The sequence below is a fragment of the Alcanivorax sp. IL2 genome, from assembly GCF_047495475.1.
Classification (GTDB): Bacteria; Pseudomonadota; Gammaproteobacteria; order Pseudomonadales; family Alcanivoracaceae; genus Alcanivorax.
Map to the genome: position 1 here is coordinate 3,186,457 of NZ_CP179932.1, position 17,114 is coordinate 3,203,570.

The following is a 17,114-nucleotide window of genomic DNA, read 5'->3' on the forward strand; positions in this document are numbered from 1 at the left end:
GCGGGCGATTTCCGCGCAAGCGCGGTTCGCATGTCGCAGATCCCCTGGGGGACAAGCATAGCTCCTACAAGCGGCTTCGTAGAAATGACGGGATCCGGGGAACCCTCCACCCTTTCCCTATCCTGTCGAGCGTAGCTAGCCCTCCCCCTTGGCGCCCCGTTTTTGCTATGCTGATTCCCTTCACGGCCAGTTTGGGGGAAGTCCGTGCGTTACCTGTTTGCTGCTACCGCGCTGATCCTGTCCGGCACTTTGTTTGCCGAGCAGGACAGCAACGCCCGTCTGCTCACGGAAGAGGAGCGCGACGCTCGCCTGCGTGAACAGCAGGAATTGTCAGAGCGGGCGGCAGAATTACAAGATCGCCAGGACACAGCGCAACAACTTCTCCGCCAACAGGACCAGTACCTGGACGCGCTACAGCAAGAAATCCAGGCACTCAAAAAACTCTCAGAAGAGGCAGATAACACTGCCCAGGCAGATCAGTGATGTTGCAATGGCTACGCCAGCTTTTTCACCGCCGGACACCCTCAAAGCCGGCCCCCCATAAACCGGAAAACCGGCAGCAGCCTGACGTGGTCAGCACGGCCGCCCCCGTTTCAGAGGCAGATCCCATTGCCGCACTGATGCCCTTCCAGATCCGCCCCTTGCACAGCAGCGATATGTCTGAGCTCCTGGGCGTGTTCCGCGAGGCCATCCAGGTCAGTGCGGCGGATGATTATGACCAGCAGCAACGGGATGCCTGGAGCCGGGCTCAAAGCTACGACAGCCTGATCTCGGTACTCAGCGAAGGCGATACCGTGGTGGCGGAATGGGACGACAAGCTGGTGGGGTTTGCCCACCGCATTCGCGATTACATCAACATGGTGTTCGTGCACCCGGAGGCCTCCCGGGTGGGCATCGCCACCCTCCTCTACCAGCACCTGGAAGACGGCGCCCGCATCGAGGGCATCACCGAACTGACCACCCACGCCAGCCTCACCGCCCACGATTTCTTTGCCTATATGGGCTTCGCCAGCGAAGGCCAGGAGCAGGCAGACCGGGACGGCATCACGCTCACTCGCCATGCCATGCGCAAGTCTCTGGTCTGAAATCCGCCCCAAACCCTCTAATTGATCGAAAAATCTGATCACATCGCTCAATCCAGCCTTCTGGGTTCTCCCCGCGCCTGTCGCTATTGTGTATCTATCGGATGGCGCCATCGCCGTCCGAACAGACATCCATGCGTTGATTCTGAGATAGAGATACCCGGAACCCGTGAGGGTTCATGCTTCCCCCCCTTAGGCCGTCACCCCTGACGGCCGTTTTTTTGTCTGCCTTGATCTGCCGCTCAATGAGCCACGCGGTTCTGTCATTGCCTGCCCGAAACCCAGGTGCGACTATCTATTTCTCCTCAGATCCGCATCATCACCGCCGCACAGGACCCGCTCGACCATGACTCCGGACCTGGCAATGACCTACTGCCGTATGATCGCCCAGACCCTGGGGCTGGATCAGGCCGGGCTGCAGTCACTGGTCGCGGGGACCGGGGTGGATGTGGAGACCCTGCAGCACAGCGACGGCTTTATCGACTGGCCCGGTGCCTGTCAGTTGATCCGTAACGCCCTGCAGCTCAGCAAGCACCCGGATATCGCCCTGCAAACCGGCCTGCGCGCCCTGCCCGCCATGCACGGCCCCATGGGCATTGCTGCCATGGCCAGCCCCACCCTGCGTGACGCCATGCAGCTGTTTGCCCGCTTCAACAACACCCGCACCCGGGTATTCAGCTCCGAGATGCAGGAAACCGATGACCGCCTCAAGCTGGTGCTGTCATTCGCCTACCCGCAGGATGAGGTGGTGCGCTTTCTCACCGAGTCCGCCATGGCCTCCGCCTATGCCTGCCATCTGGTGCTGCGCGGCAAGCCCATCGAGGAAGGCGAGGCCCATTTCAATTACCCGGCGCCACCCCACGCCGACTTCTATCCGCAAACCTTCAAGGGCACCCGCATCGTCTTTGATGCCCCGGCCGTGGCGCTCTGCCTGCCATCCTGTTATGGCGACGAGCCCTTGCCCGGCCATGACCGCGACCTGATGTGGATGGCCGTGCAGCAATGTGAAGCCCGCCAGGAAAGCCTGCGGCGACAGGGCACTCTCAGCGATCAGGTGCTCGCCCTGCTGCATCAGTGCCGTGGCCAGTCTAGTCTGGACGCCATGGCCGAGCGCCTGCATCTCAGCCCGCGCACCCTGATCCGTAAACTGAAACGGGAAGACACCCGCTTCCAGCAATTGCGGGACCAGACCCTCAGCCGCCGGGCCACTCAGTTACTCAGCCTGCCCCACTACACCGTCAGCATGGTGGCCGAGGAGCTGGGGTATACCGACGTGGCCAGCTTCCGCCGGGCCTTCCAGCGCTGGTTTGGCACCAGCCCCGGCCGCTTTCGCAGTGGGGAGCAATAGGGTTCCGTAGTTACTCACCTCTGCGCCTGATAGTTGTCATTATTTATCCCCCCTTTTGGCATTTTCCGCTCTTATCTTCGCCCTGCAAAAAGTAAACACTCTGTTTCAGCATCTTGCAGGAGAGCGCCCATGACAACGACAACCGCCCCGCAACACGACGAACTGAAGACCCTGAGCCGGCTCAAGGTATCCCCCCGGATCGCCTGGCCCACCGTGACCCTCATGGTGCTGTCCCACGGGGCCAACATCCTCAGTTGGGTGATGGTGCTCAACGGCCTCTGGCCCGCCTGGGTGGGACTGATCATCAACAGCATCGCCGGCTATGTGATGTTCACCCCGGCCCATGAAGCCATCCACCGCTGTGCCGCCCGCAAACCGGAGCACAACGACCTGGTCCTCGCCATTGCCACCTTTGTGGCGGTGCCGTTCGGCAAGGGCAAGATGTTCCGGCTGATGCACATGCGCCATCACCGCTTTGCCAATGATCCGCAGAAAGATCCGGATCACTGGATGGCCAGCAGCCTGTGGACCATGCCCTTGTGGGGCTTCTGGCCCTTCCTCTATCTGATCAACTTCCTGCGCAATCCGCAGGTGCTGCCCAATGTGAAACCCGCAGAAATCTGGCGGGAACTGGCCGTAGCCGGCGTGGCGCTCACCGCCCTGTTTCTCTGGCGCCCCTATGAAGCCATGATGCTGTGGCTAATCCCGTCCTATTTTTCCTTCTACCTGATGTGCCTGGTGTTCATGGTATTGCCCCACTACCCGCACACCGGTCGCCAGGACGTGGACCCGCACACCACCGCGCTGATGCGCATGGGCAAGGAATGGCTGCTAACGCCGGTATTGATGTATCAGAACTATCACCTGATCCATCACCTCTACCCGACCATTCCCTTCTACCGCTACGGCAAGGCCTGGAAGGCCCGTGAGCAATATCACCGCGCGCATTCCGGCAGCATGATTATCCGCCCGTTCCAGCTTGGCCCCGACGACAAACCCGGCAACGCCTGACAGGAGAACCTCCATGACAAGAACCGTTCTGATCACCGGCGGCGCCGGCGGCATTGGTCGGGAATTCTGCAAGCTGTTCAACGCGGACGGCTATCGCATCGTGGTGTTCAGCCTGCTGCAGGAGGAACTGGACGCGCTTGGCAACGATCTGAAGGCGCAACGCCCTGATGTGGAATACCATGCCGTGCAGATGGACCTGTCCCAACCCGGTGCCGCCGAAGCGATCATGCAGTGGCTGGACCAGCAACAGCTGGACGTGGACGTACTGGTCAATAATGTGGGCTTCGGCATGATGGGCGAACACGTGGAACAGGACAGCCAGACGCTGGAACGCATGCTCACCCTCAACAACATCCTGCTCAGCAAGCTGTGCATGCTGGTGGGCGCGCGCATGAAAGCCCGTGGCCACGGCAAGATCATGAACATCGGTTCACTGGCCGGCTTCTGCCCCATGCCCTTCTTCGCTGCCTACAGCGCCAGCAAGGCTTTCGTGATCAACTTCAGCGCCTCCCTGCACGAAGAGCTGAAACCCCATGGCGTGCAGGTCACCTGCTTCTGTCCCAGCACCACCAAGACCGCCTTTCTGGATACCGCCCAGAGCCAACACACCTCTTCCAGCGGCATCAGAGAGTTTGTCTCGGCACAAATTGCCACCCCGGAACAGGTAGCCAAAGCCGGCTACGCGGCCCTCAACAAGGGCAAGCGCTACGCCCTCCCCGGCCTGTCCGTGACCCTGCAAAGCATCTGGATCCGAATAATGCCTTTGCGTGCCATGGCCAATTTTGTGTACAAAAAATCGGTGAAAGAAATGGAAAGCTGATCGACGAAGCCGCTGTAGGAGCGGCGCTTGAGCCGCGAACCTCCCCTTCAAGGGGAGGAATCGCCCAGCGGGCGATCAGGCGATTCAGTTCAAGTCACGTCTATCCAGAAAGGTCACGAGACGCAGACATCTCTGCAGCCTCGCTACGCTCGGTTCGCGGCTCAAGCGCCGCTCCTACAGCCGCCCCATCCGCGCCTGTCCACTCCCCACCGAATCCGTTATGTTGGCGGTATCCCACGCAAAAGGAATGCATCATGGCAGGCAGCAACAGTGACACGGACTCTTCCGTTATCAGCAGCACCTCGCTGGCGGTGCTTATCGACGCGGACAATACGCCCCCGAAAATCGTCGATGGCCTGTTCGAGGAAATTGCCAAATTCGGCACTGCCAGCGTCAAGCGCATCTATGGCGACTGGACCAAACCCAACCTGGGTGGCTGGAAAAATGTGCTGCTGAAGCACTCCGTACAGCCCATTCAGCAATTCGCCTACACCCAAGGCAAGAACGCCACGGACTGCAGCATGATCATCGATGCCATGGATCTGCTGTACACGAAACAACTGTCCGGGTTCTGTCTGGTATCCAGCGACAGCGACTTCACTCGCCTGGCGGCCAGATTGCGCGAAGAGGGGCAGACCGTTTACGGCTTCGGGGAACGCAAAACCCCGGGCCCCTTTGTAGCCGCCTGCGACAAGTTCATCTACACCGAGGTATTGCGTGCGGATCACACCCCGCAAGACACCGCCGGTAAAACCGACGAGCCCGCCCCCAGCGAACCGGTGAGCAAGGAACCGCCACCGCTGCAGCTGATTGCCAACGTGATCGACGACATTTCCGACGAAGACGACTGGGCCAACCTGGGCACCGTGGGCCAGCACCTGAGCAAGCGCAAACCGGACTTTGATACCCGCCTGTTTGGCCACAAGAAACTCAGCGACATGATCCGCGCCTACCCCAAGTGGTTCCAGATCCAGAAAGGACAAGGCAAGAGCATTCAGGTAAAAACGCTACGAAAATAACGTTTTTCCTTCACCAACCAGCTGAAACGCAAGAGGCCGCACCCAAACAATGGACGCGGCCTCTTGCCTATCCGACTCTCAACGCAGTTGATCGCGCAACTATTCACTGTTAACTATTAACTGCCTTTTACCGCACTAACCAGAGACTGAGCTGCGGGATATAGGTAATCATCAACAAGGCGATAATCAGCACCATCATGAAGGGAAGCGTGGCTGCGAACAGCTCGGTGACTTTCTTCTTGAACCGGTAGCTGGCGATGAACAGGTTCATACCCACCGGCGGGGTGATATAGCCGATCTGCATGTTGGCGACGAAGATGATCCCCAGATGCACCGGGTCGATCCCGTAGCGCAGCGCCACCGGCAGGATCAGCGGCACCATGATCACCAGGGCCGCAAAGATATCCAGCACCGCCCCCAGCAACAGCAGCAGGATGTTGAGCAGGATCAGGAAGGTGATCTTGCTCTCCACGTGGGTCTGGATAAGGGTGAACAACTTCTCCGGCACCCCGGCGTAAACCAGGTAATCGGTAAAGGCCAGGGCCACCGCCAAAATCAGCAGGATCCCCCCCACCATGATCATGGAATCACGCATGATGCCTGGCAGCCGGCGCAGGGTAATTTCCCGATACAGGAACACTTCCGCCACCAGCACATAGAGTGCCGTCACCGCTGCCGCCTCACTGATCACCAGAAAGCCGGAGAAGATCCCGCCCAGCACCACCAGCGGCAGCGGCAGCTCCCAGCGGGCTTCCCAGAGGGCATCCACCAGTTCACGGAAATCGAAACTCTGACGTGGCACCTCGGTGCCGCGCGTCGCCCACACACAATAGCCGTACATCAGCACGACCATCAGCAGCGCCGGCACCAGGCCGGCCAGATACAAATCGACGATTTCCACCGACGGCATGTCCAGCTGCTGGGACATCTGCTGGGCAATAATGCCGTAGATCAGCAGCGGCACGGAAGGCACCAGCAGCAGGCCCAGGCTCCCTGATGACGTCACCAGACCCAGGCTGAATTTTTCCGGGTAATTGCCTTTTACCAGCGCCGGCAACAGCAGCGCACCCAGCGCCACGATAGTGACCCCGGAGCCACCGGTCAGGGCAGTAAAAAAAGCACAGGCAATCAGCGACACAAAGGCCATACCGCCGGGCATCCAGCCAAAGGCCGCCTGGCTGAGGCGTAACATGCGGTCCGCCGTTTTCGATTCGCTGAGCAGGAAACCGGCAAAGGTGAACAGCGGCAGCGCCATCAGCACCACCGAATTGCTCAGCTGGTAGATGTCGATGTGCAACACCGACATTTCGATGCCCAGGGTATAAAACCCCAAGGCCGCCGCGCCGAGAATAATCGCGAACAGGGGGGCGCCCATCAGCGCCAGCAATACCAGCAGGACAATCGCAATGGGTATCATGGCACCGGCTCCTGCATCTTCGGCCGCTTACCCAGCAACCCCAGCACGAACAGCACCACGTAACGCACTGCCATCACCGAGAAACCCACCGGGATAATGCTCTGCAGCAGCCAGCTCGGCACATTGGAAAAGGCGGCACCGGCGTAGTCGTATTCCTCGATCACGAACCCCACGCTGTACCAGGCCACCAGTACACAGATAAAGGCGGTGAACAGGTCCACAACGGTGGTCAGGAAAGGATGGTATTTTTCCGGCAGCAGCGACGAGGCCACATCGATACGGATGTGTTCATCATTGCGCGAGGCGATCATGGCACCAAGCAGGCCGATCCACAGCACCGCGTTTTGCAGCAGCGGCTCGATCCACACCAGGCTGGTACCAAAGAAATTCCGCAGCACGATCTGCGCCACCGCCAGCAGCACCATAAACAAAAGGACGGCCACGATCAGGCCGTCCTCGATTTGGTGAAGGGTACGGTGGAGCCTGTGTAACAAGGCTGCCATCACTGCCCTTCGCGCTGCCGGGCCAGAATGGCGTTAAGCCGGTCCAGCATGCCCTGGGAAATTTCACCCTCTTCCACCAGTTCTGCGGTGGCGCGCTTGGCGTAGTCCCGCCATTCGGCCAGCTGTTCCGGGGAGGGCTCGACCACTTCCAGGCCCTGCTGTTTCACCGCCTGGAAGGCACTCAGGTTTTCCTCACGGCTTTGCGCATCCAGCTTGGCAAAGGTGCTGTCCAGCACCTGACGCACTACCTGCTGGTCCTCGGCGCTGAGTCGCTTGAAGAATTTTTCGTGGATGCCCAGGGTGCCGAAGGTATACAGCAATGGCATATCGGTGAGGTAGTTCACCCGCGAGTACCATTGCAACGTCAGGGCCGCCACCGGCGGGGCCGCGAAGGCATTGACCGCACCGGTCTGCAGGGAGGTCAGCACCGAACCGATATTGAGCAGAATGGGCGACAACTCAAACGCCTTGGCGGCCTTGGCGGAGCCTTCATCGTTGGCCGGCAGCCACAGCTTCTGATCGCGCAGATCCGTAATGCTTTTCACCGGCTTCTCCGACATCACATAGGCAAAGCCGCCGTCGATCAGGCCGAAGCTGACCCAGCCGCCCTCTTCCAGGCCCTGCTGAATCACCGGGTCCAGTTCGGCGCGTACCGCGTCCACTTCGTCGTAGTTGTTGAAGGCCAGTGGCACGTTGAGAATCTGGCTGTCCTTGTAGGCGGAGGCAAAGGCGCCGCCCTGGGCCACCTGACCGTGGAGCTGACCGATGCGAATCTTGCGCTGTACCGCCCGGTCATCGCCCATCACCCCGCCGGGATACACCTTGAGCTTGACTCGCCCTTCGGTCTTTTCAGCGATCTCTTTGCCTGCATCCTTCAGGCCGGTGACGATGGTGGTGCCGTCCGGGTACAGGGTGGAAATTTTCAGGGTGTTGGCGGCCGAAGCCCAGACCGGCAACAACGCGACCAGAATCGTGGCAAGACGCAGCATAAGTACTCCTAGAAATAATCGTCAGCGTCGGCGAGCAGGGCTTCGGCCTGCTCCTGCGCATAGGTGTTCTGCAGGGTCAGACCGTGCACCTGCGGATCAGCGGCAAGGACATCCTCAAGCAGGCTATCATGCAGCTCACGGTCAAACACCAAACGGGCGTACTTTTCGGCATAAAGCACCGGCGCCAGCAGGTTCTTGCCTTCTGACAGGGTCATGGCCTGCTCAAAATGGGCCTTCGCCTGATCCGGCTTGCCACCCAGGGAAGCGGGCAGAATGCTGCTCAGCACGCCCAGGTACATGTGCGCCTGGCCATACTGGTAACCCTCATCCAACACCACTACGCGCTCCATGATGGCTTCCACGCGGCCCAGTTCAGCCACCGCATTCCAGTCGCTGGTGTTCTGCTGAATGTAACCGGCCCAGGCGCTGCCCAGGGTGAAAAGCATGGGCACATCGCCCTTGTCCGCATCTTCCAGCAATTCCTCGAACTCGGGCACGGACAAATCACGCAGGTCGCAGTAATCGCTATCGTGGGCACAGGCGGAACGGAAGGCATAACCCAGCGCCTTGTCGCTGAGCTTGCGGGCCCGTTTCGGGTCTTCCACGAACAGGCCGGCATAGGCGCCATAAAGGTCTGCCCCACTGGCCAGCATGGAGGCACTGTCAGGCCAGTTTTCGATCAGCCCATCCACCATCAACAGATAGGTGGGCAGGCCCTCAGCCACCAGCTCAAGGTCATTGTTGTTGAGTACGCCATAGGGCAGGTTGTCGTCGATGCTGGCCAGGGAACAGCCCTGCAAGGAAACCACCGCTGCAACAAGGAGTGAGGGGACAAACCCGGGTAGGAAGCGCCACTGCATAGGTCGCCGGTATCCTTTCATGATTGTGATCATTTGTTTTGGCAGTCTTTATAGCAGTACGACCGGGGTAACTCAAACGCCCCCGGCCCCTTGGGCCCGCCGCCAGAGGCCGAAACCGGCCCCCAGCAGACAACCACTGACCAGCCCCGCCAGATGCGCCGCATTGGCCACCACACTGGACAGCCCCACAAAGCAGATCACCATCCAGGCCAGCATGAAGATAACGATTTCCCGGCGCAGGGGGTAACCAGACTCGGGATTCACCTTGCCGTAAATCCACAGGTAACCGAGCAGCCCATAAACCACCCCGGACAGGCCACCGAACATGGGCCCGGTATGGAAAAACTGGGCCACATTGGCGGTAATACCGGTGACTAGGGTAACCAGCACCAGCTGCCCGCTGGATTGGAAGCGTTCGATCAGGCGGCCCAGATCCGACCACCAGAGCAGGTTGAAAAGCAGGTGCAGCAGGGAAAAGTGCAGCAACATGGGGGTCACGAGCCGCCAAGGCTGGTTCTCCAGCCCGTCCAGTGCCGCCGGGAACAGCAGCGCCCGGTAGACGCCATCGCCCATCAGATACGGCGTCAGATACACCAGAACGCTGACAATCAGCACGATGCGGGTGACCCAGCCCAGGCTGGCGAACCAGCCCCCGGACATCAACGGCTGGGGACGCCCGGTGAGGGGCTCCACCGGCTGGCGACCCTGCTGATGTTTGAGATCAGTGATCAGCTCTTCCAGCAGGGCCTTGGCATGGTTGTACTGCGCCGGGTCCTGCAGCTCGATGATCTGCTCACTGCCCTCCTCCCGGCGCGCCACCGCAAAGCCATTGCGCTTGAGGGTATGCTCAAACAGCTCGGCCAGTTCCGGTTGCGGGGTGCGGATCAGTTCCATACGAGGCCCTCCAGGGCGTTGTTACGTTGTGCCGGCGTCAGCGCAGCCAGGTTTTCCACCTGCTGCCAGAAACAGTCCCAGTCCCGCCGACATTGTTCCAGCAGGCGGGCAAAGGCCGGCACATGATCATTGTAGTCACTGACACCGTTTAACTGGGCATTGTTCAGCGGCCCGTCAAAGAAGCCCTGGTAACCGGCCAGGGCCGGCAGGCTTTGTTGCTCACGGGCAAAGCGCTCTCGGGCCTGCTGCTGGATGCGGGCCTTTTCCCGGGCCAGCACCATCATACCCTGCTCAGCAGTGTAGAGCTTTTTCAGCGCTTCACGGGTATCGGTGACGATGGCCATAAAGGCCTGGCGGACCTGCTCGCGGCGCTGCCAGAAATCCGTCGGCAACGGCTCGCCACTGGCGGCGAAGAAATCCACCGCGCCTTCACGGCCCACCAGGGTAGCCAAGGATTCATTGAAACGGGTGTCATTCTTGATATACAGGCGCCGGTGGGCCAGCTCGTGGATCAGCAGTTCCGCCAGCGCCGGCTGGGAGCGTTGCAGCATGGGCGTGGTCAGCGGGTCGGCAAACCAGCCCAGGGTGGAATAGGCAATGGCACCGCCCACGTAGGTATCCAGCCCCTGATCGGCCAGCCTTGTGGCGGCCTTTTCCGCCGCCGGACGCCGGAAGTAACCCCGGTAGCTGACGCAGCCGATCAGGGGGTAACACCAGGTCTTGGGGGTCAGTGACCAGGCCGGGGCCGCCAGCACATTCCACACCACCGCGTCCTGCTCCAGGGCCACGTACTGGTGATAGACATCCTCGGCGGGCAGGGCCAGCTGGTCCCCGGCAAAGCGGACCACCTGCTGGCTGAACCGCAGGGAATCGGCGATCTGCGGGGGAGTCTGCGGGTCCGCCAGCACCGCTTTCAGGGGTTCACGCTGGCCCATCAGCGACAGGTGGCCCTTGGCGGCCTGACTGTAATAGCCAAGCTGGCAGCCGCCCAGAAGGGTCATGCATGCCAGCGTGGCGACCCGCAATAACCTCATGATCCGGGATCAGGCCCGGGACATGAATTTGCGCTCGGCGGTATTCACCCGCACCTTTTCGCCTTCCACGATATATTCCGGCACCTGCACCACCAGCCCGGTATTCAGGGTGGCCGGTTTGGTCCGTGCGGAGGCAGAGGCGGCCTTCATGGCCGGAGCCGTTTCAGTGACTTCCAACACCACGGAGGCAGGCAGCTCCAGGCCGATCACCGCATCCTCCACCCGCAGCGCCAGCAGGCCTTCGGTGTCCTCGGTAATAAAGGCCAACTCGTCGGCAATGTCCTCGGCCTTGAGCAGATACTGGGAGAAATCCTCGTTATCCATGAAGATGTAATCGTCACCATCCAGATAAGAGAACTGCACCGGCCGGCGCAACAACTCCACCGTGGTCACGTCGTCATCCCCCTTGTACCGCTCCTCGAACTTGGGCCCACCACCGACCGCACTGGCCTTCACCCGATACAGCGTCGCCGCGCCCCGGGCCGAGGGCGACTGCACCTCAATCTGGCGAATGGCGTAAAGGGTACCGTTGGCTTCGATAACGTCGGATTTTTTCAGATCGCTGGCGCGGGTCATGGTTGGGGGAGATCCTTGATGTGTTGGAAAGGGCGATGCTAGCCAGTTAACAGTGAATAGTGAACAGTTAACAGCAGCGCGAAAGCAGCTCTTCGGGTTTTCAAACGCAAGAGGCCGCGCCCAACATGCAGGCGCGGCCTCTTGCGCTTGGAAGCCATGACGGCCCAATCCGCGACGCTGTTAACTATTCACTGTTAACTGTTAACTGCTCCGCCACCTTCCCATGTGCCGCCTCACAAATCCCCTTCCGATCCGTGCCCTGTGCCGATAGCGGTTCGCAGAAGTGCAGGCGCACGCGGATGCGATTGCGCAGCAGCATGGCCCACAGGTGGTGGTGGAATTCGTCGTCGCCGATGAAGGCCATGGCGGCATCCGGGGCGCCGTTGTCGTCCAGGTAGCGCACCGCCAGGGGTTGTACCGGCACATTGGCCATCAGCGGCGCATCGAATAGTTGCGGAAAAAAGCGGCGCAGGCTGGTGCCGTCGGTGGTGGTGCCTTCCGGGAACACCAGTACGGTGTGCCCTCGCTTCAGACGGTCGGCAATTTCCAGGGCCTTGCGTCCGGACTCGCCGCTGCCCCGCTTGATGAACAGGGTGCCCATGGCACGGGCCAGGGTGCCAATCAACGGCCAGCCCCCCACTTCCGCCTTGGAGAGGAAATACAAATGGCGCTGGCTGGCGATCAACGGAATATCCAGCCAGGACACATGATTGCTGACCAGAAACACCGGGGCGTCGACCGGGGTGCCGGTGACAGTCAGCTCCACGCCGAGGATGCACAGAAAGCGACGACACCAACGCTGCTTGGCCACCAGCACCACCGGCCGATAAGGCGACCAGAACGCCCCCAGCAAAAATGCCAGCACAAAACCCCACAGCAGATAAAGCACGATGCGGGCAACCCGCAACACCCTGCGCAGTTGCGGCCAGAGGCCGCTTTGCATATCAGGACTGACGCTGACGCTATCGTTCATTTCACTCATAGTTCAGAGCCTGAGCCGAATCGTATAGGCCCCGTTCCTACACCGCCTGGGCCGGTTGCAGGAAGTGCTGCACATAACGGGCCGGCAGGTCATCCACCGCCATCAGCACGAAGAAATCCAGGCAATTGAAATCCGGGTCCCAGCAGGGCTCGCCACAGACCCGGGCGCCCATGCGCAGGTAGGCCTTGAGCAACGGCGGCATTTTCACGCTCTCGTCGTCGGCATTGCCCGGCAGGCGCTCCAGACGCAGGTGCGGCTGCACCCGCAGTGCCGGCTCGCTCAGGTGACGCTGGTTGATGCGCTGCTGAATGGCGGCCACGTTGTAGCCCTCACTCAGGGCAATGCTGGCGCAGCCCAGCAGGTAGCGCACATCGTTTTCGAGCATGTATTGGGCCAACCGCGCCCACAGCACGGTGATCACGGCACCGCTGCGGTGGGCGGGATGAATGCAGGTGCGGCCGATCTCTGCCACCCGGCCATCCAGATGGCGCAGCATGGACAGATCGAATTCGCCGCTGGAATAGAAACCGCCGGTGCGATGCAGACGCTCACCCGGCAACACCCGGGTGTACCCGACGATCTCGCCGCTCTGGTTATCGCGCACCACCAGGTGCAGACAGTGTTTATCAAAGCGGTCCCGATCCAGCCCGAAGGGAGCACTGAAACTGGCGCCGTATTCCTGGGAGAAAATACGGTAGCGCAGACGCTGGACCTTGATGATTTCCCGTCGGGAGCGGGTGAAGTAGGCACTGAACCGTCCAGCATTTTCCGCATCCGCCGTCATGTCCCTGGGGAAACGGAGAATATCGGCAGTGGCCGTAAACGGCTTGGCCAGGGCCCCTCTTAAGTGGGGGCTAAGGGCTTTGATCTTTCCTGCGGCTTGCGCAAGCATAGTGTACTCCACTGGCAGTTTCGGGCAGTTTCGCCAGTGGACGTGGCACAGTGGTGACGCTTGGGTGACAGTTGTGCGACAAGGGTTAAAGCAGTGAACAGTTAACAGTGAATAGTTAATAGTTGCGCGGAAGTGGCGCTGTGGTTGCTGAAACGCATGAGACCGCGCGCAAAAAGTGGGGAGTGAAATTCCGGGTTGAAGATAGAGAGGCGATTGCGCAGCAATTCGCGTAGCAAGTACAACGCCCCGGCCGTTTGTGAAAAGGATATTTTATGGACAAGCCAGTCATTGTTTCCCGGCAGCCCTACCCATTGCCGGTGAAGAAAGGGGAAAAGGTGTTCTGGTGTGCCTGCGGCCGCAGCGCAAACCAGCCTTACTGTGACGGCAGCCACAAAGGCACCGGCATCACCCCGGTGGCCTACACCGCCCCACGGGACAAGATCGTGTTCTTCTGCGGCTGCAAACACAGCGGCAAGGGGCCGGTTTGTGATGGCAGCCATTCGAAGATAGTGAATAGTGAACAGTTGCCGTAGGGTGGATTAGCCTAAGGCGTAATCCACACACCCCCTGTAGGAGCGGCGCTTGAGCCGCGAACCTCGCGTAGCGAGGAAATCGCCCAGAGGGCGATCAGGCATTTCCATGCTCGACAGCCCCTCTAGAGAGATCGGAGTAATTCGCAAGCCCTTTTCCTCGCTTTGGCTCGGTTTCGCGGCTCAAGCGCCGCTCCTACGGCGGCTTCGTGGCCAGGCGTTTAACCGGTATTGCGCAGCCCCGCTGCAATACCCGCGATGGTCACCATCAAGGCGCTTTCCAGGACTTTATCGCCATCCTGCTGGCGCAGGCGCGCCATCAGTTCTGCCTGGAGCAGGTGCAGGGGGTCCGTGTAAGGGTCGCGGACACGGATGGACCAGCGCATCACCGGGTTGTTGTCCAGCAGATCCTCACGCCCGGTGAGGGCAGACAGGGCATCCACCGTGCCGGTGAGTCGCTCGCGTAACACCTCACCCAACCGGGCCAGATCAGCGTCATCCCCGGCCAGGCGTTGCTCGTACCAGGCCGCCACGCGCAGGTCCGCCTTGGCCAGCACCATTTCCAGCATGTCCACCACACCCTGAAAGAAGGGCCACTGCGCCACCATTTCCTGCACGGTACGGCTCTGCGCCGGATCCGCCTGGGCCGCTTCCAGCGCCGCGCCGGTGCCCAGCCAGGCGGGCAGCATCAGGCGGATCTGGGTCCAGGCGAACACCCAGGGGATAGCCCGCAGGGAGCTGATGCCGGCATCCTGCTTTCGCCGCGCCGGGCGACTGCCCAGGGCCAGCCGGGACAGCTCGGTTTCCGGGGTCACCGTGCGCAGGTAGCGCACCAGTTCCGGCTCCTCCTGGACCACGCTGCGATACCCGGCCACGGAGACATCCGTCAGCGTCTGCATCTGTTCCCGCCATTGCGGCTTGGCCGCCCGGGGCGGCAACAGGGTCGCTTCCAGGGTAGCGGCCACATATTGCGCCAGGTTGAACACGGCCACCGCCGGGCGACCGTACTTGAAGCGGATCACTTCCCCCTGCTCGGTGACACGAATGCGCCCGGCCACCGAGCCCGGCGGCTGGGACAGCAACGCCATGCGAGTAGGCGAACCACCCCGCGAGATGGAACCACCGCGACCATGGAACAGGGTCAGTGGAATCTTGTGCTCGGCAAACAGCGCGGTTAGCTTTTCCTGGGAGCGGTACTGGGCCCAAGCGGCACCGAGAAAGCCGGCATCCTTGGCAGAATCAGAATAGCCGATCATCACTTCCTGGCCCCCGGCCACTCGCTGGCGGTAGAACGGCACCGCTAGCAAGGCCGACATGGTGGCCTCGGCATTGTCCAGGTCATCCAGGGTCTCAAACAACGGCACCACCCGCATGGGATTGCTGACGCCGGCGATTTTCTGCAGCAGCATCACTGCCAGTACATCCGACGGAGCCCGGGCCATGGAGATGACATAGGCGCCCAGCCCTTCACTGCCCTGCTCGGCAATCACCCGGCAGGTGGCCAGCACTTCTGCCACCTCGTCGGTGCATGCCTCACTGGCGTGGAAACTGTCATCTATCAGTGGACGGCGAGCCTGGAGTTCCTCCACCAGGAACGCCTGCTTGCGCTCCTCCGGCCAGTCCGCGTAGCTGCCCAGCTCCAGATAACGGGTGACCGCATCCACGGCATCGCGATGGCGAGTGGATTCCTGGCGGATATCCAGCCGCAACAGGGTAATGCCGAAGCAATTAAGCCGGCGCAGGGTGTTTTTCAGATCGCCATCGGCGATATCGCCCAACCCCACCTCACGCAGGGAACGGTCGATCAGTTGCAGGGGGGCCAGTAATTGCTCACGGCGCAGGAACCCCTCGCCCTCGGGCACCGGCTGATTTTCTACCTGGGCTTCCATCTGCCGCCGGGTGAGCTTCAGCCTCTGGCGAACCTGGCGCAGAATCACCCGGTAGGGTTCATGGCTGGGGCCGGTTTCTGCCAGCAGTTCCTCACTGGCCGCTTCCATGGACAGATCCGCCAGCAGGTTTTCCACGTCACGCAGGTACAGATCCGCGGCCATCCAGCGGGCCAGCAGCAACACTTCCCGGGTCACCGGCGCGGTCACATTGGGGTTACCGTCCCGGTCGCCACCCATCCAGGAGGCCAGCTTCACCGGCGCCCAGTCCGCCGGCGGCTGGGGCAGGCCCTGCTCGGCCAGCTCCCGCTCCAGTTGCCGCACCATTTCCGGTACCGCCTGCCACAGGGATTGCTCAATGGTGGCGAAGCCCCACTTGGCTTCGTCCACCGGAGTGGGCCGTTCGCGGCGGATCTCATCGGTGCTCCAGGCAGCCAGGATCAGCCGGTAGAGCTTCTCACGACGAAAGGCCAGCTCGTCATCGGTCAGGTCCGGCCGGTCCAGTTCGCCGAGCAGATCCGCCATCTGGTCGTATTTGCGGATCAGGGTGCGACGGGTCACTTCGGTAGGGTGAGCAGTGAGCACCAGCTCCACGGACAGGTCTTGCAGGGTGCCGTCGATCACATCAGCGCTGATCTGCTCCTGTTGCAGGCGTTGCAGCACATTGGCGATCCCCTGATCACCACCGGGATCTCCGGGGTAACGCTGATGCTGACGGTGCAGGCGTTCACGGTGATGCTGTTCGGCAATGTTGCTCAAATTGAGAAACTGGCTGAAGGCCCGCGCCACTTCCAGCAGGGTGGCGTCATCCAGGGGGGAAAGCAGATCACGCAGGGAAGACAATGCGGCTCCCTGCTCGCCGCGGGTGGCCACCGAGGCTTTGCGGATGGTTTCGATGGTCTGATACAGATCTTCACCGGCTTGCTGACGCAGACACTCGCCCAGCAAGTCCCCCAGTAAACGGACATCATCTCTCAGGGGCGTATTGACACTGTTATCCACTGTGGCTCCTTCATAACTGCCGAACGGTATGGCCTTCATTTATGCCTGAGCACATTCGACTTGGCCATGACAACCGCAAAAAAACGCATTTTTAACAAGATTAGCGTGCATCACATCTTTATTCCCGGGGGGCCCTGACGCAACATAGGCGGCTTGGGAGCCTCTGGATAACTCCTTGCGTGCTCAGCGTGACCTGAAGGGTGCAGCTGTTGTGTTTTGTCGCGACGGACAGGGTGGTTCCCTTTCCTAGCGACAAAGCGCAGCAGATG

17 protein-coding genes are annotated in these 17,114 nt (G+C 61.0%); 7 read left to right on the forward strand and 10 right to left on the reverse strand.

Translation table 11 applies throughout. From position 1 onward, the window contains the following. The first annotated feature begins 204 nt into the window (after positions 1–204). The 6 genes from ACMG4N_RS14660 to ACMG4N_RS14685 all read left to right on the forward strand — a co-directional run bounded on the left by ACMG4N_RS14660 (position 205) and on the right by ACMG4N_RS14685 (position 5,280). Complete coding sequence (locus ACMG4N_RS14660) at positions 205–483, forward strand: hypothetical protein (RefSeq protein ID WP_297768186.1); 279 nt, start codon at positions 205–207, stop codon at positions 481–483. Between the two features lie 173 nt (positions 484–656). Continuing rightward, positions 657–1,085, forward strand: a complete 429-nt coding sequence (locus ACMG4N_RS14665; protein WP_414432202.1) for a GNAT family N-acetyltransferase — start codon at positions 657–659, stop codon at positions 1,083–1,085. A 343-nt stretch (positions 1,086–1,428) separates the two neighbouring features. Beyond that, the gene (locus ACMG4N_RS14670; RefSeq protein ID WP_414432204.1) at positions 1,429–2,430 is read left to right on the forward strand and encodes an AraC family transcriptional regulator; all 1,002 of its coding nucleotides are present in this window, start codon (positions 1,429–1,431) and stop codon (positions 2,428–2,430) included. Between the two features lie 129 nt (positions 2,431–2,559). Further along, a complete protein-coding gene (locus ACMG4N_RS14675; protein ID WP_414432205.1) occupies positions 2,560–3,441 on the forward strand; it encodes a fatty acid desaturase in 882 nt (293 codons plus the stop codon). A gap of 13 nt (positions 3,442–3,454) precedes the next feature. After that, positions 3,455–4,261: an SDR family NAD(P)-dependent oxidoreductase gene (locus tag ACMG4N_RS14680; RefSeq protein WP_414432208.1), complete on the forward strand. Its 807-nt coding sequence runs from the start codon at positions 3,455–3,457 to the stop codon at positions 4,259–4,261. Between the two features lie 254 nt (positions 4,262–4,515). After that, complete coding sequence (locus tag ACMG4N_RS14685) at positions 4,516–5,280, forward strand: NYN domain-containing protein (protein ID WP_414432210.1); 765 nt, start codon at positions 4,516–4,518, stop codon at positions 5,278–5,280. A gap of 127 nt (positions 5,281–5,407) precedes the next feature. Here the strand turns inward: ACMG4N_RS14685 and ACMG4N_RS14690 are convergent, their stop codons facing one another. The 9 genes from ACMG4N_RS14690 to ACMG4N_RS14730 form a co-directional block, all read right to left on the reverse strand. Further along, positions 5,408–6,697, reverse strand: a complete 1,290-nt coding sequence (locus tag ACMG4N_RS14690; protein ID WP_414432212.1) for a TRAP transporter large permease — start codon at positions 6,695–6,697, stop codon at positions 5,408–5,410. Further along, on the reverse strand, positions 6,694–7,140 hold the full coding sequence (locus ACMG4N_RS14695) for a TRAP transporter small permease (protein ID WP_414432213.1): 447 nt from the start codon (positions 7,138–7,140) through the stop codon (positions 6,694–6,696). Before ACMG4N_RS14695 ends, ACMG4N_RS14690 begins: the two co-directional genes overlap by 4 nt. A 59-nt stretch (positions 7,141–7,199) precedes the next feature. Further along, positions 7,200–8,189 (reverse strand): TRAP transporter substrate-binding protein DctP, encoded by a 990-nt coding sequence (gene dctP / locus ACMG4N_RS14700; RefSeq protein WP_414432215.1) that lies wholly within the window; start codon positions 8,187–8,189, stop codon positions 7,200–7,202. Positions 8,190–8,197: 8 nt separating this feature from the next. Then, positions 8,198–9,049 (reverse strand): TRAP transporter TatT component family protein, encoded by an 852-nt coding sequence (locus tag ACMG4N_RS14705; protein WP_414432217.1) that lies wholly within the window; start codon positions 9,047–9,049, stop codon positions 8,198–8,200. A gap of 72 nt (positions 9,050–9,121) precedes the next feature. Beyond that, on the reverse strand, positions 9,122–9,943 hold the full coding sequence (locus ACMG4N_RS14710) for a rhomboid family intramembrane serine protease (protein ID WP_414432218.1): 822 nt from the start codon (positions 9,941–9,943) through the stop codon (positions 9,122–9,124). After that, positions 9,934–10,944 carry an aminopeptidase gene (locus ACMG4N_RS14715; RefSeq protein ID WP_414432220.1) on the reverse strand — a complete coding sequence of 337 codons (1,011 nt, stop codon included), beginning with the start codon at positions 10,942–10,944 and terminating at the stop codon, positions 9,934–9,936. The genes ACMG4N_RS14710 and ACMG4N_RS14715 overlap by 10 nt, the downstream gene beginning before the upstream one ends. Before the next feature lie 42 nt (positions 10,945–10,986). Continuing rightward, positions 10,987–11,553: an elongation factor P-like protein YeiP gene (gene yeiP, locus ACMG4N_RS14720; protein WP_297768149.1), complete on the reverse strand. Its 567-nt coding sequence runs from the start codon at positions 11,551–11,553 to the stop codon at positions 10,987–10,989. A gap of 184 nt (positions 11,554–11,737) precedes the next feature. Continuing rightward, positions 11,738–12,535: a lysophospholipid acyltransferase family protein gene (locus tag ACMG4N_RS14725; RefSeq protein ID WP_414432221.1), complete on the reverse strand. Its 798-nt coding sequence runs from the start codon at positions 12,533–12,535 to the stop codon at positions 11,738–11,740. 37 nt (positions 12,536–12,572) lie between these two features. Beyond that, positions 12,573–13,427: a GNAT family N-acetyltransferase gene (locus ACMG4N_RS14730; RefSeq protein ID WP_297768143.1), complete on the reverse strand. Its 855-nt coding sequence runs from the start codon at positions 13,425–13,427 to the stop codon at positions 12,573–12,575. Positions 13,428–13,699: 272 nt separating this feature from the next. On the opposite strand from ACMG4N_RS14730, the gene ACMG4N_RS14735 reads away from it, so the two are divergent. Further along, positions 13,700–13,960 carry a CDGSH iron-sulfur domain-containing protein gene (locus tag ACMG4N_RS14735; protein ID WP_414432222.1) on the forward strand — a complete coding sequence of 87 codons (261 nt, stop codon included), beginning with the start codon at positions 13,700–13,702 and terminating at the stop codon, positions 13,958–13,960. 218 nt (positions 13,961–14,178) lie between these two features. Here ACMG4N_RS14735 and ppc read toward each other — a convergent pair whose 3' ends face one another. Continuing rightward, positions 14,179–16,845, reverse strand: coding sequence for a phosphoenolpyruvate carboxylase (gene ppc, locus ACMG4N_RS14740; protein WP_297768138.1), 2,667 nt, complete (start codon positions 16,843–16,845; stop codon positions 14,179–14,181). Positions 16,846–17,114: the final 269 nt, after the last annotated feature.